General features: G+C 73.2%; 17 protein-coding genes. 10 read left to right on the top strand and 7 right to left on the bottom strand.

What is annotated here, in order from left to right:
- Nucleotides 1–74 precede the first annotated feature (74 nt).
- The 6 genes from HYE82_RS22530 (at nt 75) to HYE82_RS22505 (ending at nt 6,107) form a co-directional block, all read left to right on the top strand.
- A complete protein-coding gene (locus HYE82_RS22530; RefSeq protein WP_179175945.1) occupies nt 75–1,145 on the top strand; it encodes an ABC transporter substrate-binding protein in 1,071 nt (356 codons plus the stop codon).
- Entirely contained in the window at nt 1,135–2,322 is a 1,188-nt protein-coding gene (locus HYE82_RS22525) for an iron ABC transporter permease (RefSeq protein ID WP_256987545.1), read from the top strand. The genes HYE82_RS22530 and HYE82_RS22525 overlap by 11 nt, the downstream gene beginning before the upstream one ends.
- Nucleotides 2,319–3,188: an ABC transporter ATP-binding protein gene (locus tag HYE82_RS22520; RefSeq protein WP_179175944.1), complete on the top strand. Its 870-nt coding sequence runs from the start codon at nt 2,319–2,321 to the stop codon at nt 3,186–3,188. Before HYE82_RS22525 ends, HYE82_RS22520 begins: the two co-directional genes overlap by 4 nt.
- Nucleotides 3,189–3,282: 94 nt before the next feature.
- Nucleotides 3,283–4,101 (top strand): DUF364 domain-containing protein, encoded by an 819-nt coding sequence (locus HYE82_RS22515; protein ID WP_256987548.1) that lies wholly within the window; start codon nt 3,283–3,285, stop codon nt 4,099–4,101.
- Nucleotides 4,098–5,078 (top strand): GHMP kinase, encoded by a 981-nt coding sequence (locus tag HYE82_RS22510; protein ID WP_309144410.1) that lies wholly within the window; start codon nt 4,098–4,100, stop codon nt 5,076–5,078. Before HYE82_RS22515 ends, HYE82_RS22510 begins: the two co-directional genes overlap by 4 nt.
- On the top strand, nt 5,079–6,107 hold the full coding sequence (locus HYE82_RS22505; protein ID WP_179175942.1) for a pyridoxal-phosphate dependent enzyme: 1,029 nt from the start codon (nt 5,079–5,081) through the stop codon (nt 6,105–6,107).
- Nucleotides 6,108–6,190: 83 nt separating this feature from the next.
- Here HYE82_RS22505 and HYE82_RS22500 read toward each other — a convergent pair whose 3' ends face one another.
- From HYE82_RS22500 to HYE82_RS22480, 5 genes are all read right to left on the bottom strand, one after another.
- Complete coding sequence (locus HYE82_RS22500) at nt 6,191–6,388, bottom strand: glyoxalase/bleomycin resistance/extradiol dioxygenase family protein (protein ID WP_218782927.1); 198 nt, start codon at nt 6,386–6,388, stop codon at nt 6,191–6,193.
- Between the two features lie 51 nt (nt 6,389–6,439).
- Entirely contained in the window at nt 6,440–7,273 is an 834-nt protein-coding gene (locus HYE82_RS22495) for a S1 RNA-binding domain-containing protein (RefSeq protein ID WP_218782922.1), read from the bottom strand.
- An 89-nt stretch (nt 7,274–7,362) separates the two neighbouring features.
- A complete protein-coding gene (locus HYE82_RS22490; RefSeq protein ID WP_179175941.1) occupies nt 7,363–8,601 on the bottom strand; it encodes an MAB_1171c family putative transporter in 1,239 nt (412 codons plus the stop codon).
- A 473-nt stretch (nt 8,602–9,074) separates the two neighbouring features.
- A complete protein-coding gene (htpG, locus tag HYE82_RS22485; protein ID WP_179175940.1) occupies nt 9,075–11,027 on the bottom strand; it encodes a molecular chaperone HtpG in 1,953 nt (650 codons plus the stop codon).
- 195 nt (nt 11,028–11,222) lie between these two features.
- Nucleotides 11,223–11,900: a hypothetical protein gene (locus tag HYE82_RS22480; RefSeq protein WP_179175939.1), complete on the bottom strand. Its 678-nt coding sequence runs from the start codon at nt 11,898–11,900 to the stop codon at nt 11,223–11,225.
- Nucleotides 11,901–12,451: 551 nt separating this feature from the next.
- Between HYE82_RS22480 and HYE82_RS22475 the strand changes: the two genes are divergently transcribed.
- The 4 genes from HYE82_RS22475 to HYE82_RS22460 are packed head-to-tail and all read left to right on the top strand — an operon-like array spanning nt 12,452 to nt 15,679.
- Nucleotides 12,452–13,207 carry an ATP-binding cassette domain-containing protein gene (locus HYE82_RS22475; protein WP_179175938.1) on the top strand — a complete coding sequence of 252 codons (756 nt, stop codon included), beginning with the start codon at nt 12,452–12,454 and terminating at the stop codon, nt 13,205–13,207.
- Nucleotides 13,208–13,210: 3 nt separating this feature from the next.
- Nucleotides 13,211–14,473 (top strand): hypothetical protein, encoded by a 1,263-nt coding sequence (locus HYE82_RS22470; protein ID WP_179175937.1) that lies wholly within the window; start codon nt 13,211–13,213, stop codon nt 14,471–14,473.
- The gene (locus HYE82_RS22465; protein WP_179175936.1) at nt 14,470–15,057 is read left to right on the top strand and encodes a hypothetical protein; all 588 of its coding nucleotides are present in this window, start codon (nt 14,470–14,472) and stop codon (nt 15,055–15,057) included. Before HYE82_RS22470 ends, HYE82_RS22465 begins: the two co-directional genes overlap by 4 nt.
- Before the next feature lie 40 nt (nt 15,058–15,097).
- Entirely contained in the window at nt 15,098–15,679 is a 582-nt protein-coding gene (locus HYE82_RS22460) for a GNAT family N-acetyltransferase (RefSeq protein WP_179175935.1), read from the top strand.
- Nucleotides 15,680–15,995: 316 nt separating this feature from the next.
- On the opposite strand, the gene HYE82_RS22455 is transcribed toward HYE82_RS22460, so the two are convergent.
- The gene (locus tag HYE82_RS22455) at nt 15,996–16,577 is read right to left on the bottom strand and encodes a maleylpyruvate isomerase N-terminal domain-containing protein (RefSeq protein ID WP_218782921.1); all 582 of its coding nucleotides are present in this window, start codon (nt 16,575–16,577) and stop codon (nt 15,996–15,998) included.
- 90 nt (nt 16,578–16,667) lie between these two features.
- Entirely contained in the window at nt 16,668–16,826 is a 159-nt protein-coding gene (locus HYE82_RS22450; RefSeq protein ID WP_309144411.1) for a BBE domain-containing protein, read from the bottom strand.
- Nucleotides 16,827–16,924: the final 98 nt, after the last annotated feature.

The raw sequence follows: 16,924 nt of genomic DNA, 5'->3' as shown, positions 1-16,924 counted from the left end.
GCCCCCTGTCCCTGTCCCTGTCCCTGTCCCTGTCCCGCCCCTTCTTCTGCCTCCTCCCAGACCCCGGAGAATCCATGCGGCACCTCGCGCGCCTCGCCCGTCCCGCTCGCCCCTTCCGCACCGCCCGCCCCGCGCGGTTCGGGATCGCAGCCCTGGCCGTCGGACTCGCCACCGCCGGCTGTTCCGCCGCGGACGCCAAGCCCGCCGCGGAACAGCCGACCGCCTCCGCGCACGCGGCTTCCTTCGCCAACTGCGGCCGCCAGGTGTCCTTCACCCGGCCGCCGAGGCGGACCGTCGCCCTGGACCAGACCTCGACCGAGACCCTGCTCGAACTCGGCCTCCAGGACCGCATGGCCGGCACCGCCAACCTCAAGACGAAGATCCCCGCGCACTACGAGGCCGCGTACGCGAAGGTCCCCGTCATCGCGCCCAAGATCGCCACCGCCGAGCAACTGCGCGCCGCCACCCCCGACTTCGTCGTCGCCGCCTCCACGGACCTCTTCACCAAGGACCGGGCCGGCACCCGCGAGGAACTGGACGCCCTCAAGGTCCCCACGTTCGTCAGCGCGGTGGACTGCCCGCAGCAGAACCCGGCCGGCAAGACCCCGTTCGAACTGCTCTTCTCCGACTACGAGAACCTCGGCAAGGTCTTCGGCGCCGAGGAGCGGGCCGCCGGGCTCGTCGCAGCCCAGCGCGCCGCGGTCGCCAAGGCCGGGGAAGGCGCCGCCAGGGTCCCCGCCGGCGCCGACCGGCCGACCGTCGTCTACCTCTACTCCGTCTTCAACGGCATGCCGTACGTCGCGGGCCGGACCGGCCTGCCCAGCGAGATGAGCCGCATCGTCGGCGCACAGAACGCCTTCGACGACATCGGCGAGGACTGGCCCGAGGTCACCTGGGAGGAAGTCGCCAAGCGCGACCCCGACTTCATCGTCATCGGTGACCTGTCCGAGCGCGGCCGGCCCGGTGACAGCGCCGCCGAGAAGCGCGCCGCCATGACCGCACACCCCGTCGTCTCCCGGCTCGCCGCGGTCCGCGACGGCAGGATCCTGCAGGTGCCGGGCATCGAACTGGACCCCTCGGTGCGCTCCGTGCACGCCCTGGGGCTGCTGGCCGACGGGATGAAGGACCTCGGGTATGTCCGCTGACAGGGTCACCTCGGTCGCTCCGGTCACCTCGGTCGCACCGGTCGCTCCGGTCGCCGTGGTGGACCTGTTGATGCCTGCAGCCCGCGGGCGGGCGGTGGTGACGGCCGGCGGCTCCCTCCCCGTCCCGCCCGGCCGGTCTGCGGCTGCCGGTGCTGCCGGTGCTGCCGGTACTGCCGGCCGGGCCGGCCGTCTCCTCCTCGCCGTGCTCGCGCTCGCCGCCTCCGTCGCAGCAGCCGTACGCATCGGGACCGCCGACGTCGGCTGGGACGGCCTCGCCCGCGTCCTCGGCGGCCGGCTCGGCCTGGCCGTGGAGCCGCTGCCCCCGCTGCTGGACTCCCTCGTCTGGGACCTGAGGCTGCCCCGCGTCCTGATGGCCGCCCTCGTCGGCGCCTCCCTCGCCGTCTGCGGCACCGTACTCCAGGCCGTCACCCGCAACACGCTGGCCGACCCGTACCTGCTCGGCGTCTCCTCCGGCGCCTCGACCGGAGCCGTCACCGTGGTCGTCCTCGGGGTCGGCGCGAGCACCCTCGGGGTCACCGGCGGAGCCCTGGCCGGTGCGCTGCTCTCCTTCGGGCTGCTGCTGGTGCTGCTGCGGCGCAGCGGGCTGGACTCCGTCCGCATCGTCCTCACCGGCGTGGTCGTCGGACAGCTGTTCACCGCGCTGACCTCGCTCGTCCTGATGGCCTCGGCCGACGCGGACACCACCCGCGCCGTCACCCACTGGCTGCTCGGCTCCATGGCTCCGGCCCGCTGGAACACCGTCGCGGTCTGTGCGGCCGTCACCCCGCTGGGCCTGGTGGCCGCCTGGCTGTGCGCCGGCGCCCTCGACGGGCTCGCCTTCGGCGCCGACACCGCCGCCTCCCTCGGGGTCGGCGTGCGGCGTACGCGGATGCTGCTGCTCGTCGTCACGGCCGCGCTGACCGCGGTGGCCGTGGCCACCGTCGGCGCCATCGGCTTCGTCGGGCTGATCGTCCCCCACGGGGTGCGGTTCCTCGTCGGGCCGCTGCACCGGCTGCTGCTGCCGTACGCCGCCCTGGCCGGCGCGGTCTTCCTCGTGTGGACCGACGCCCTCGCGCGGATCGTGTTCGCGCCCCGCGAGGTCCCGGTCGGGGTGATCACCGCGCTGCTCGGAGTGCCGCTGTTCCTCCTCGTCCTGCGCAAGCGGGGTGAGCTGTGAGGATCACCGCCGAGGGGCTGAGCTGGTCGGTGGCCGGCGGCCCCACCCCCGTCGTACGCGGGGTCAGCGTGGACATCGCCCCCGGCGAGACGGTCGGGCTGCTCGGCCCCAACGGCTCCGGCAAATCCTCCCTGCTGCGCTGCCTGGCCGGACTGCGGGAGCCCGACGCGGGCACGGTCCGCTACGACGGCGAGTCCGTACGCGGCTGGAGCGCGCGCCGGATCGCCCGCCACGTCGCCTTCGTCGAGCAGGACGCCGCCGCGGACAGCGACCTGCGGGTCGGCGATGTCGTGGGCCTGGGGCGGACCCCGTTCCGGGACCGGTGGCGCGGGCCGGACGCCACCGACCGGGCGGTCGTCGCCGCCGCGCTGGAACGCCTCGGCCTCACCGCGCTCGCCGCACGCCCCTGGCGGGCCTTGTCGGGCGGCGAGCGGCAGCGCGCCCACATCGCCCGCGCGCTGGCCCAGCAGCCCTACGCCCTCCTGCTCGACGAGCCGACCAACCACCTCGACGTCAAACACCAGCTGGAGCTGATGGAGCTGCTGACCGGCACCGGCACCGGCACCGGCACCGGCACCGCTACGGGTACGGGTACGGGCAGCGGCACCGGCGGGACCGACAGGACCGTCCTGGTAGCCCTGCACGACCTGTCGCTCGCCGCCCGGTACTGCGACCGGCTGCTGCTCCTGCACCATGGCCGCCTCATCGCCTCCGGCCCACCCGCCACCGTCCTGACGGCCGAGCGGCTTGCCGAGGTCTTCGAGGTCGACGCCGAACTCACCACCGACTCCCTGGGACATCCCCAGGTCGCATACCGCGGGCCGCTCGGCACCCCGGCCCCGCCGGCACCCCGACCCACCACGTGAACAAGCACAAGCACAAGCACAGGAAGCGGAAACCCTGATGACCCAGACATCCCCCACCCCTGCCCGCGCGCTCTCCGCCGACGGACTGGACGGACTGGACGGAGTGGACGGACTCGTCGCGGCCGTCCTGGCCGGCGCACACGGCCCGCTGCCCTCCGAACTCGTCGCGACCAGCGTCTTCTGGATCCACCACGGCACCCGCCTCGCCGGCGGCGACACCACCTACCTCAACCAGTACGTCCTGGTCCGCCTCGGCGGCTCCTTCGGCGGCTGCGCCTTCGAGGCCGGCGAGCTCGACCCCGCGATCTGCCGCGACTCCTCCGGCACCCCGCTCGACGTCCTGCTGCGCGAGGCGCCCCGGCCACTGCGCATCGCTGCCCTCGACGCCTACCTCTGCGAAGCCCGCCCGCACCGGATGGCCGCCGAGACCGGCGAGGCCGAGCCCGTCACCCTTCCCGCCGGCACCCCCGAGGTCCGTGCGCGGGCCCGTGACGCGGCGATCGCCGGCCTGCTCGACATCGGACAGGGCGCGAAGGTCGGCCTCATCGGCGTCGTCAACCCGCTGGTCGCGGCGATCCGCGAACGCGGCGGCGACCCCCTGCCCTGCGACTTCAACCTCAAGGCCACCCAGTGGGGCGACCCCGTCACCGACGACATGCACGAGGTGCTGGACCGAGCCGACGCCGTCGTCGCCACCGGCATGACCCTGAGCAACGGCTCCTTCGACACCATCCTCGAACGCTGCCGCTCCCGTGGCATCCCGCTGATCGTCTACGCGCAGTCCGGCAGCGCCGTCGCCCGCGCCTTCCTCGGCTCGGGCGTGACCGCCGTGTCCGCGGAGCCGTTCCCGTTCTCCCAGTTCAGTGCCGACCAGACCGTCCTGTACCGCTACCGGACGAAGGGCGGCGCGTGATCCCCGTCCTCCGCCCGGCCGCGGCCGGCACCGGCTTCGGCACCGGGTGCGCCCCCTGCCACCACGGCGAGATCCTCCAGGGCGTCTTCCTCGACCACGACGGCCGCCGGTGCGCCGGACTGGTCACCCTCCCCATGGCCGGCCCCGGCACCAGAGCCGAGTTCACCCGCCGCCCCGGTACGCCGCCCGGGACGGTCACCGTCGTACCCGCCGACCGTACGAAGGCCGCACGGGCCGCGGCCCTCGCGATCGCCGCGTGCGCCGAACGGACCGGACTGCCACCCTGCGGCGGCGAGTTGCGGCTCAGCGGCGACATACCGGTGGGCCTGGGCATGGGCAGCTCCACCAGTGACGTCATCGCCGCCGTCCGTGCGGTCGCGGACGCGTACCGGCTGCGGATGGCGCCCGGCACGGTCGCCCGGCTCGCCGTACGGGCCGAACGAGCCAGCGATCCGCTCATGCTGGACGACGGCCGCCCCGTCCTCTTCGCCCAGCGGGAGGGCCGCGTCCTGGAGGTCCTCGGCCCGGTCCTGCCGCCGCTGGTCGTGGTCGGCTGCGCCCTCGGCGGCGGCGCCCCCGTGGACACGCTGTCGCTGCCCGTGTCGGAGGCGGGCGAGGACGACGTACGGGCCTACGAGCGCCTGCGCACCCGGCTGCGCCGCGCCGTGGCCACCGGCGATGCAACGCTGCTCGGCGCGGTCGCCACCGCCAGCGCCCGGCGCGGCCAGCGGGTGCTCGGCCACCCGGAGTTCGACGCGCTGACCGCCGTGGCCCGCCGGACCGGGGCAGCGGGCGTGCAGATCGCGCACAGCGGGACGGTGGCGGGCGTGCTGTTCGACCCGGCCGCACCGGGCGTGCGCTACCGCGTCCGCAGCTGCCTGCACGCCCTCGACGAGCACGGCATCCCCACCACCCGGACCTTCACGACCTTCACGACCTCCACGACCTCCACGACCTCCACGACAAGGAACTCCTGAATGGACCAGCACATCGCGGAGTCGATCGGCCGGCCGGACCTGATACGCCTCGACGACCGGCTCGTCTGCCTGCGCTTCGAGACGATGAAGGCGGTCTCCGCCCTCGCGGCCGTACGCCACCTGCTGGAGACCGGTGCGGTGCGGCGCGGGGACACCCTGCTGGACAGCTCCAGCGGCATCTACGCGTACGCGCTCGCCCTGGCCTGCCACCGGTACGGCATGCGCTGCCACATCGTCGGCTCGACGACGGTGGACCACACCCTGCGCACCCAGTTGGCCGTCCTCGGCGCGACCCTGGAGCAGATGGAGCCGTGCAGCGACCTCAAACTCGACCAGAAGCGGCGGGTGGAGCGGATCCACGAGATCCTCGCCGAACACCCCGAGTACCACTGGATGCGCCAGTACCACGACGACATCCACTACCTCGGATACGCGGCGGTCGCCGACCTGATCCGCGAGACGCTCGGCACGGACGGGCTCACCGTCGTCGGCGGGGTGGGCTCAGGCGCCTCCACCGGCGCCCTCGCCCGCTACCTGCGCGCGGCCCCCGAGGGGCGGGGCCCCGCCGGGCGGGCGGCGGACGTCGAACTCGTCGGCGTCCAGCCGTACGGCAGCATCACCTTCGGCGCCGGACACGTCGCCGACCCCGAGATCATCATCGCCGGGATCGGCAGCTCCATCCCCTTCGGCAACGTCTCGCACGAGCTGTACGACGCCCTGCACTGGATCGCGTTCGACGCGGCCCTCGCCGGCAGCGTCGACCTGCTGCGGCGGCACGCGGTCTTCGCGGGGCTGTCGAGCGGCGCCGCCTACCTCGCCGCCCGCCACGAACGCGACCGCTCCCCGGAACGCACCGTCCTCTTCGTCGCCGCCGACACCGGCCACCGCTACGCCGACACCGTCCACGCCCGCCACCGCCAGGCAGCCCGCATCTGCGATCTCACCCCGCAGGAGGTCACCGACCAGAGCCGACTCGCCCTTCCGTGGTCCCGCATGCAGTGGAACCGGGCCCGGGCGACGGCGCCGTGACACCGGCCGCCCGGGCTCCGGGCGGCGCCGCGACTGCCACTGCCGCCGCGACTGCCGCTGCCGCTGCCGACGGGCGGGGCGCGTCAACTGCCGCTCTTCCCCGGGTCCACGGACTGCACGGCCGCCCCGGCCCGCTTCTCCATCTCCTCCGGCGGGACGTCCTCCACGTGCGTGGCAAGGCTCCAGCGGTGGCCGAAGGGGTCCTCGATCTGGCCGGTGCGGTCACCGTAGAACTCGTCCCTGACCGGCCGCAGCTCCCCGGTCCGGCCCGGTGTTCGCACTGAACCCGGCGGAGCTTCCCGTGGGTGCGCTCCGCGTCGGAACGCGGAGAGTCAGACGTCCGCGGCGTCCGCGGCGTCCGCGACTGCGCGGAGGCCGACGCGGCCGAGCCGGGTGTCGACTTCCGCCACCCGTACGCGGATCAGTGCGCCTTCCCGCACCAGGAAGGCGGGACTTTCGACGGGCTCGTCGGTCAGCTCCGACACGTGCAGCAGGCCCTCCACGCCAGGGGCGACCTGAACGAACACGCCGAACGGGACGATCTTGGTGATCGTCCCGTCGAGGACCTGGCCGATGCGGGAGGCAAAGTCTGCGAACGGGTTGTCCTGGAGGGCCTTCAACGAGATGGTGACCTGCCCCTTACGCGTCTCGGACGTGATCACCTCGGCGGTGATCCGCTGCCCGGGTTCCACGGCCTGCGAGGGGTGGTCGATCCACGACCAGGACAGGTCCGGCACGCGGACGAACCCCGTGAGGACTCCGGCCGGCTCGCCATCCAGGCGGACGAAGACCCCGAAGTCGTGCACTCCGGAAACCGTCCCCGAGACGACCTGGCCGGGGCGGATGCCGGTGAGGAAGCTGCGCAGCTCCTGGTTCTCACAGGCCCGTGCAGACAGTGACAGCTGTTCTCCGCGTCGGCGGCCGATTTCCTCGGCCTCCATCTCGCGGCCCACTTCGAAGATCTCCGACGGGTGCGAGATGTGGCGACGCATCGATGCTTCGTGTCGCGGAATCCGCCCGACCTCGGCGTTGTCCCCTTCGGTGTCCAGGAGCCTTACGAGGGTGTCCGTTCCGTCGAACCCGATGACCTGCACCCGCCTCACGGGGCCCGGTTCCCGTCGGTCGAGCAAGGAGCGTACGGGGGCGTAGGGATCGGATTCGGGCATGTACGGAGTCTAGAGTCTGCGTGCGCTTCCGGGCCCTGCCCGCACGCACCCGTGGTCGTCCGGCCAGGCCCCCGCGGCGGGGGGCGGAGTCATCGGGCGGTGCTGCTGTCTTCCAGGGCGGATCGGCGGAAGGACCGGACGGTGGCCGACCTGGACAGCGCGAGCGACATCCGTACGAGCCCCTGCGAGCTGCTCGGCGAGGTCAGGACCGCGTCCGCGGTGTGGGGGTGCGGGTGCGGGACCCCGCCCGGGGAGGCTGCGGCCCGGGCGCGCTCCCAGTGCGCGACGGCGCTGACCAGTGCGGCGGCGTCCGCGACGGCCGCGGCCTCCTCCGCCGGGCGCCCGTCCGCCAGCTCTTTGCGCAGTGCCCGCTCCCGCAGCTCGGCCCGCAGGTAGGGGTTGACGGTGAGGATGCCGTCGTGGATGTCCGACTCGCGCTGCGTCAGCCGTATCTCGATCGGCACCCAGGCCCCGCCGGCGGACAGGTCGATGCTGCGCTCGGTCGCCACCCGCAGCTCCTCGTGCAGAGGGCGGAGCCGCCGGTACCGGCGCCACATCCGCCACCGGCTCGCGACGGGCTCGGCGACGAGGGGCAGCACGAACCCGGCCGCGATCAGCAGCGCCGACACGGAGGCGAGGGCCGGAGCGACCTCGACGGCGAGCACGTCCCAGTCGCGGCCCGTCCACCGCGCCCCGACCGCGGCGAACTTGGCGACGTCGTAGAAGAAGTTGAGGACGTAGCCGACGACGATCAGCGCCAGCCCCGCGCGCAGCGCGCCGCGCACCTCGCGGGCCCACCTCCAGCACAGCACCGCCATGGTGACGGCGGCGGTGGTGTGCGCCGTGAGGTAGAGGAGGATCGTCTCCCTGATGAACGGGGTGTTGGCGTAGTACGTGTCGAGGTCGCGCAGGCGCTCCACGGGGGCCTCGCCGAGGGCGAACAGCGTGTTGACGGCCACGATCACGGCGAGTGTGACCGCGGTGCACAGACGGGCCCGCCGACGCGTCCGCTCCCCGTCGGCGTCGTCGGCGTCCGCGCCGCCGCGGCTCCAGTGGAGGATGAGGACGATGTTGGCCCCGGAGAACGCCGTGATGAGGGAGTAGACGAGGGGCGCCGCGGCGTTGGGGACGCCAGTGATCCGGTTCACGGCGACGAGGCTCGGGATCGCGGTGAACGCGAACACGGCCGTCCCGAGCGCGAGCAGGGCACACACGGAGCGCAGGAGCTCGTCACGCGGGTTGCGCCGGAGCGCGGGCAGCTTCAGCAGCGTCGCGAGCAGGAGCACGGCGCCCGGCAGGTAGAAGCCGAGGCCCTGGGGGTCGTTCACCGCGGGCCCCGCCCCTGGGGGGCCATACGGTCCTGGCGGTCGGCGGTCCGGGGCGGCTGCTGTGTCGTCATGGCAGGTGTGTTCCTCACGGGCGCTTCAGGGATCCGGCGGTGCCGGGTGCCGGGTGCCGTATCCGTGCGCACGCCTCGTCGCTCGGCCCATCAGCGCGATCACAGGCACGACGAGTGTTCATCGTACTGAGTGGCCGAAATGAGGATGGTCCGAGCCTCGCCTTGCTGATGAAGGATGCGGACGGCCGACCGCCAGAGGCTGGAACCAGCCCCCTGCCGGCGAGGCCGGGCCGGGCCGGTCCGCTCCGGCCCGGTCGCGGGCGAGGACGACGCGGCGTCCGCGCGCGGGCCGCTCCGACGGCCACCCTGAGCGGCGACTCGCCTGCCGGCATGCGTGCCGGGCGCGCCCCTGCCGCAGCGGAGGGCGCGCCCGGCGGCGTCCGGCTGCTGCCGGTCGGCCGGTTACAGCGTGTGGGTCAGGCGGGTCGTGAGCAGGCGGGTGAAGCGGGCCGGGTCGGGCAGGTCGCCGCCTTCGGCGAGCAGCGCGCTGCCGTACACCAGCTCGGTGATCTCCGCGAGCGCGGGGTCGTCCGCGTTGGCCTCGTGGGCCGAGCGCAGGGCGGTGACCAGCGGGTGGGCGGGGTTGAGCTCCAGGATCCGCTTGACGGGCGGCATCTGCTGGCCCATGGCCCGGTACATCTTCTCCAGGGTCGGGGTCATGTCGTGGGCGTCGCCCACGATGCACGCCGCCGACGTCGTCAGCCGCGACGACAGCCGGACCTGCTTCACGTGCTCGGACAGGGACGTCGCCATCCAGGGCAGCAGGGCGGCGAAGTCCTGGTCCCGCTTGGCCTTGTCGGAGTCGGCTTCCCCGTCGCCGTCGCCGTCATCGACCGGGTCGAGGTCGACCTGGCCCTTGGCGACGGACTGGAAGCGGTGGCCGTCGAAGCCCGGGACCTGCTCGACCCAGACCTCGTCGACCGGGTCGGTGAGGATCAGGACCTCGTACCCCTTGGCGGCGAAGGCCTCCATGTGCGGGGAGTTCTCCACCATGGCGCGGGTCTCGCCGGTCAGGTAGTAGATCGTGTCCTGGCCGTCCTTCATGCGCTCGACGTACTCGCGCAGGGTGGTCTTCTTCTCCGCGTCGTGCGTGGAGTCGGCCGACACCAGCGCCAGCAGGGCCTCGGTGTTGTCGGTGTCCTCGAGGAGACCCTCCTTGAGGACCCGGCCGAACTGGCCCCACAGCTTCGCGTAGCGCTCGGCGTCGTCCGCCTGGATTCCCTTGAGCGCGCCCAGGACCTTCTTCACCAGGCGCCGGCGCACGCCCTGGATCTGGCGGTCGTGCTGCAGGATCTCGCGGGAGATGTTCAGCGACAGGTCGTGGGCGTCCACGACACCCTTGACGAAGCGCAGGTAGTTCGGCATCAGCGCTTCGCAGTCGTCCATGATGAACACCCGCTTGACGTACAGCTGCACGCCGCGCTTCGTCTCGCGGGAGAACAGGTCGAACGGCGCCTGCGAGGGGATGAACAGCAGCGCCTCGTACTCGAAGGTGCCCTCGGCGCGCATGTGGATGGTCTCGGCCGGGTCGAGCCAGTCGTGGCTGATCTGCTTGTAGAACTCGCTGTACTCGGTCTCGGACACCTCGCTGCGCTGCCGCGCCCACAGCGCCTTCATCGAGTTGAGCGTGTCCATGGTCGGGACGGCGGTGCCCTCGGCTTCGCCCTCGCCCTCGCCCTCGCCGTCGGCGTCGGGGCGCTCGGCGGCCATCCTGATCGGCCAGCGGATGAAGTCCGAGTACTGCTTCACGATCTGACGGATCTTCCACCCGGCCAGGTAGTCGGCCAGGCCGTCCTCGCTGTCGGCGGGCTTGAGGTGGAGCGTGACCGAGGTGCCGACCGGCAGGCCGTCCACGGCCTGGATGGTGTACGTACCCTCACCGTCGGACTCCCACAGCGTGCCCTCGTCGGTGCCGGCCCGCCGGGTGCGCAGGGTCACCTTGTCGGCGACCATGAACGCCGAGTAGAAGCCGACGCCGAACTGCCCGATCAGGCTCTGCGCCGCGGCGGCGTCCTTGGCCTCCTTGATCTTCTCCAGCAGGCGGCCGGTGCCTGACTTGGCGATGGTGCCGATCAGCTCCACGATCTCGTCCCGGCTCATGCCGATGCCGTTGTCGCGGACGGCCAGCGTGCGGGCGTCCTTGTCGACTTCGAGGGTGATGTGGAGGTCGGCGGTGTCGGCTTCGAGGGCGGAGTCGGTCAGCGACTCCAGGCGGAGCTTGTCCAGTGCATCGGAGGCGTTGGAGATCAGCTCGCGCAGGAAGATGTCCTTGTTCGAGTAGATCGAATGGATCACCAGCTGCAGCAACTGACGGGTCTCGGCCTGGAACTCCAGCGTCTCGATACTGCTACCCACGTGGGTCTCTCCTTAGAGAACGGAAACGGTGACGGTGACGGTGATGGACGGAAGGTGAGCGGCGCCCGTCCGCCCCGAGCGCGCCTCGCCGCCGACATGGCGCGCTCGGGGCGGGCAGGCAGAGGGGCTGGCGGGCGTTCGCCCTGCCGTGGCCGTGGCCGTGGCCGTGGCCGTGGCCGACGGCCGCCGGCGGTATCACGGCAGGGGCCGGGTACGGCGCTGCCGGTCGCTGTCGGCGCGTAGTTGGCCGGTGAGGGCGGCGAGCCGGTCGAGGCGGGCGGCGATCGCCGGGTGGCCGGCCGCGAGGTGGGGGCGGGCCGCGACGAGCGGGGCCAGGAGCCGGGCCGGGTCGTTGTCGCCGAGGGCGTCCAGCAGGCGGGCCACGGCCGGGGCGGCGCCCTCCGCGATGTCCTCCAAGGCGCTGATCTGCCCGGCCAGGAGACGCAGTTCGGCCGCGTTGTCCCGGGCCCACGTGGTGACGGCGCGGTCGGCGGCACGCTGGTCGCGGGCCGCTTGGACCCGCTGCTCGCCGGTGCTGCCCGAGGCGGTTCCGGCGGCGGTGTCGGGGCGCAGGCGGAGGTAGCGGCGCTCGGCGGCCTGACGGCTGGCCACCCCGAGAGGCCCGGCCAGATCCGCCCACGTGGCGCCGGCGGTGCGGGCGGTCTCGATCAACCCGGTCTCCCAGCCGGCGAGTTCCTCGCGCACGTGGCGCAGGAGCAGCAGCGTGGCGAGGGCCTGTTGCGGGTCGCCCTGCCCGGAGTCGTCGGGCGGTGCGGTGCGGGCGGTGCGGGCGGCGGCGTTCATCATGCCGAGTGCGGCGGCAGCGGCCAGGAACGAGGCCGGCCCCGCCCCCGGGGTGTCCTGCGCTTCCATGGTCGTCACCTTTTCGCCGACGGCGGGATTGTCACCCAGATGATGACATGCTACGACCGTCCCGGCCGAACCGCACCGGCGAATCCGCGACAACTGTCCGGAATCGGAGGTATCCAACGGTGTTCACGGGCACCCTTGCGCGAAGACCCGGTGAATCCCCCGCCGCCACCCCCCTGTGCGACCGGATTCCTGTATGTCGTCCACAGGGCGACATGACGGCTTGCCGCGAAGAACTGCAGCGGCCGGCGCCTGAAGGAACGTGTGTGCCGGATTTCGGCCAAAACGGTTGTCATGACGGGCGGAGCGGGATCTTCCGGCATTAGCGTTCGAAACGTTCTTGCGGCCTCTGGGGGAGAGCCCGCGTACCTCTCTGCCTCCGTGCGCCGCCTCGGGGGAAAGCGAGAGGATTCTGATGGGCCATCATCAGCGACAGCCGGCCGGCCGGCTCGCGGCCGCATGCACACCGGGCCGCGCCCACGACGATGCGACGCCGACGCCGACGCCGATGTCCGGGCCGGGGCCGCGGCACGCGCCGGAGCAGGGGTGGCGCCATGGCCCTCGTGCTTGAGGGAATCTCCTTCCGGTACGGCCGGCAGGAACCGGTCTTCACCGACTTCGGGCTGGTCCTCGACGCCCCCGCCACCGTCCTCCTCGGCCCGAACGGCGCCGGGAAGTCGACGCTGCTGGGGCTCGCGGCCTCACAACTCCGCCCCGGCTCCGGCACGGTCGCACTCGGCCGGACCCGGGCCGAGGGCCGCGCCCTCGCCGCGTACCGGCGCAAGGTGGCGTGGATCCCGCAGCAGATCACCCCCGTACCCGGGCTGACCGTCCGCGAGCAGGTCGCGTACGCCGGCTGGCTCAAGGGCCTGAAGCGCGCCGAGGCGTGGGAGGCGTCCGCCGCCGCCGTCGACCGGGTCGGTCTGAGCCCGCTCGCCGACCGCAAGAGCCACCGGGTCAGCGGAGGCCAACTGCGCCGCATCGGCATCGCCGGGGCGCTCGGCCACCGCAGCGAGCTGATCCTGATGGACGAGCCGACCGCCGGACTCGACCCCACCCAGCGGCAGATGTTCCGCGAACTCGTCGCCGAACTGTCCGCCACCGTGCGGATCGTGGTCTCCACCCACCAGACGGAGGACCTCGCCGACCTCTACCGGCAGGTCGTCGTGCTCGACCGGGGCACCGTCCGCTTCCAGGGGACCCCGCAGGAGTTCCACGCCCTCGCCCCCGCTTCGCCCGCCGCCACCCACGACGGGCCCCGCGAACGGGCCGAGGCCGCGTACGCCCGTCTCGTCGAACGGGAGGTCTGAGCCATGCGCCTGCGCACCCTGCTGCGCACCTCGTCGGCCACGGCGCTGCTGCCGTTCCTCCTCCTCCACGTGGTCGTGCTCCTCGGCGACGCAATGGCCTCCTCCGTCCTGCCCGGCCACGGGCCCTCGGTCGTCGGGCCCGTCGAGCTCGCCCTGGCTCCGGCAGCAGCGGCCTGCGCGGCGGCCGGCGCGTGGGAGGCCGCACGGCTGCGCCGCGGCCGCGTCCCGGACCAGGCGCCCGTCCGCTCGCCGCTCACCCTGGCGCTCACCGTGCTCCTGCCGGTCTGGGGCATGGGCCTGGCGGGCCTGGCTGCCGCACTGATCGTCACCTCCAGGGCGGCCGGAGCCCTGCCCGCGCCCTCCCACACGGGCATGCTCGCCGCGTACGCCGCCGTACTGGCCGCGGCGAGTCTTCTCGGCCACCTGCTCGGGCGGGTCCTGCCGGGCCTGGCCGCCGCGCCGGTCGCGATGGTCGTCGGGTTCTGCCTCGTGGGGTTCCCCGTGTCCTTCGAAACGCCCTGGCCGCGCCACCTCGTCGCGCGGGCCTACGAGTCCTGCTGCCACCCCGGCCAGGTGATCGACCCCGCGGCCGTCTGGGCCCCGCTCCTCCTCGCCACCGGGCTCTGCCTTGCCGCGGCCCTGGTGATCCACCCGTTCCTCAAGGCGGCACGGCTGCTCGCCGTCGCCCTCGCGGCAGCCGCCGCCGCAGTGGCCGTCTGGCTCGTGCACGGCCTCGACCACAACCCCGTACTCGCCCGCGACCCCTCGGACCTCGTCTGCGACACCCGTGGCCGCCCCACCGTGTGCCTGTGGCCCGAGACCCCCGACCGCGGCCGGGCCGTGGACCTCGTCCGCAGCCACACCGCACGCCTGACGGCGGCCGGGGTGCCCGTCGCCGACACGCTCAGCGCCGCGCCCCGGCCCGGGGCGTCCGAGTTCGGCGGCAAGGGCATCGTCTCGGACGCGGACATACCGCTCCGGCTCGCGAGCACGCTGATGCCCCCCGTGCCCGCATGCGCCCGGACCACCGGCCAATACCCTGCGACACAGGACAGGCAAACGCTCCACGCCTGGCTCACCGCCACGGCGACCGGCACCCCGCCCGTCCCGGTCCCCCACCGCTACACCGCCCAGGACATCGACCTCGTCCGGCAGGTCCTCGCCCAGCCGCCCGCCGTGCAACTGGCCTGGTACGAGCAGTACCGGAAGGCACTGGCCGGCTGCACCGACCGCCCGGACCGCACCGTCCCGGGAGGCGCCCGGTGATCTGGTGGCTCACGTCCCGCCATGCGGCCCTGACCGTCCCGGCGACGCTCCTCACCGCCCTCCTCGGCATCGCACTCGGACGCACCGTGCTGCCCCTTCCGACCCTCCTCGGCAGGGGCGGCGATTTCCTGCTCAGCGCGCTGGTGACGGTGTTGCCCGCGGTGCTCTGGCTGAACGGCACCGGACGGACCGCCCCGGAGACCGAAGCCACCGCCCTCCGGCCCGTCCACCGCTGGGACACCGCACTGGCCGCGCTCCTCGCCGCGACCGCCCTGGCCGCCACCGGCATCGCCCACGTGCTCGCCACTGACGACATCGCCCTCGCCGTGGGCCGCAACATCACCTTCTACCTCGCGGTGGCCGTGCTCCTCGGCGTGTGCGTCGGACCGCGCATCGCCGGGCCGCTCGTCACCGGCATCCCGTTCGTCGTGGGGGTCGCCGGCCGGCGAGGCCCCTTTCCGGAGCCCTGGGCCGTGATCCTGCACCACGGGCAGTCCGGACGGGCGTTCGCGGCGACACTGGCCCTGATGGCGGTCGCGTGCCTCGTCGGCGCCGGCGTGCGTGCCGGAGGCAGACGGCTGTAGCGAAACAGCGCCGTAATGGGCGCCTCGTACCGTCGTACAGATGAGCGCAGAGGTGAACGGAAACGAGACGAACCCGGGTGCACGAGCACGGCCACGGCCAGGTACACGGCCACGGCCACGGCCCCGGATCCGGCCCGGTGCCGGGGCCGACCTCGAAGCGCTGACCCGGATCTACAACCACTACGTCACCGGGACGCCGATCACCTTCGACACCGAGCCGTTCACCCCGGACCAGCGGCGGCCGTGGCTGCTGGCCCATCCCCGCTCCGGCCCGCACCGGCTCCTCGTGGCCGAGCAGGACGGAAAGCTCCTCGGCTACGCGACCAGCAGCGCCTTCCGCCCGAAGCAGGCGTACGCGACCTCCGTGGAAACCAGCGTCTACGTGACGCCCGAGCACGTGGGACGCGGCATCGGCAGCCTGCTGTACGCCGCGCTCTTCGAGGCGCTGGAGCAGGAGGACGTGCACGTCGCGCTCGCCGGAATCACCGTGCCCAACGAGGCGTCCCAGCGGCTCCACGTACGCTTCGGGTTCCGGCCCGTGGGCGTCTACGAGCAAGTCGGGCGGAAATTCGGGCGGTTCTGGGACGTGGCCTGGTTCCAGAAGCCGCTGCGGGAGGTATAGACGCTGGGATGGTCGGCGCGCCCGACTGCATACCGTATGATTGATCTCGAGCTCGCGGCCGGGAAATCCGGTGGTGGGACCGGCGTTGGTGGTCCAAGGAAAGGCACCCCACTTCCTGTGGGGGGATGCAGGTGCAAGGCCTGCCCAGCGCTCGATCAAGGCCCCGGCCTCCTCAGGGAGGCCGGGGCTTCTTGCTGTGCGCGGGAAGTCCGTTCCGTCACGGCAGCCGTTCGACGCGGTCATCCCGCCCCGCCCCCGGCGGCCCTTCCCGGTACTGACGCGCGGCGCCGTGCCGTGCTGTCGACGTGGGGGGTCGTCAGTCGGGCAGGGCTGCCTGCCAGCGCCACGACGTGAGCCGGGGCCGGCCTCCGAACTCGCCCCGCCCCGTGCACCAGAGCAGGACCCGTACCGGGTCGCCGGACGGCGCATCGGGGAAGAGACGTTGCAGGACCGCGTGGCACAGCGGGGCCGGAGGCAGCCAGGGAATCCCCAGTCCCCGGGTGATGTCGTGCGTGTGCAGCAGGACTTCGGCGACACCCATCGCTGCGAAACCCACCGCGTCGCACGGCCCCCAGTGCCAGGCCCGCATCCCCGGGTCGGCCGCCGCCAGCGCGCTGATGAGCAGGCTGCCGCAGGCGGCGACCACGCCCAGCACCTCGCGCGGCTCCGCTTCGGGGCGGACGGCCAGGTCGAAGGGGAGATACGCGCCGGCAGGCCGGGCCGCCACCTGCCCTGCGTACGCCAGGAGATCGTGCGCCACATGGGCTGCGGTCGCCCGGCAGTCCCACTCCAGCGGGCCCGCCCGCACCGACCAGTCCGCCTCCTCGGCATGCGCGCCGAGGACCTCGTGCATGACGGAGACCGCCAGTTCCACGTCCCGTAATCCCACGCTGTCCATGCCGCGAGCCTAGTGCGCGCCCTCCCCTCCCGCCCCTGCGGCGTCCGGCAGGGAAGGCGCCCCCGGGATCCGGTCCTGGCCTACGCGGGATCAGAGGTGCCGCGTTTGTCCTCGACGTGGACGACGTCGGCGGGATGCAGATGGGATGCTCTGCTCGTACCGGAAGACGTGGTGCGGGTCGTACTTCGCCTGGATCTCGCACAGCCGCCCGAAGTTCGGCCCCCAGCGAGCGGTATCCCGGTTCTGAATGCCGGTGATCGGCGCGACCCGTCACCGCGATGCCCCATACGCGCCCGGGCGGCATGCGGATGCCGGAGGGGCTGTGGGCCTCTCCGGCATCCGGGGGG

Origin of the sequence: Streptomyces sp. BR123, from assembly GCF_013401435.1 — a bacterium.
Classification (GTDB): Bacteria; Actinomycetota; Actinomycetes; order Streptomycetales; family Streptomycetaceae; genus Streptomyces.
Note: the sequence above shows the minus strand (reverse complement) of the source record. Positions and strands in the feature narration are given on the sequence as shown.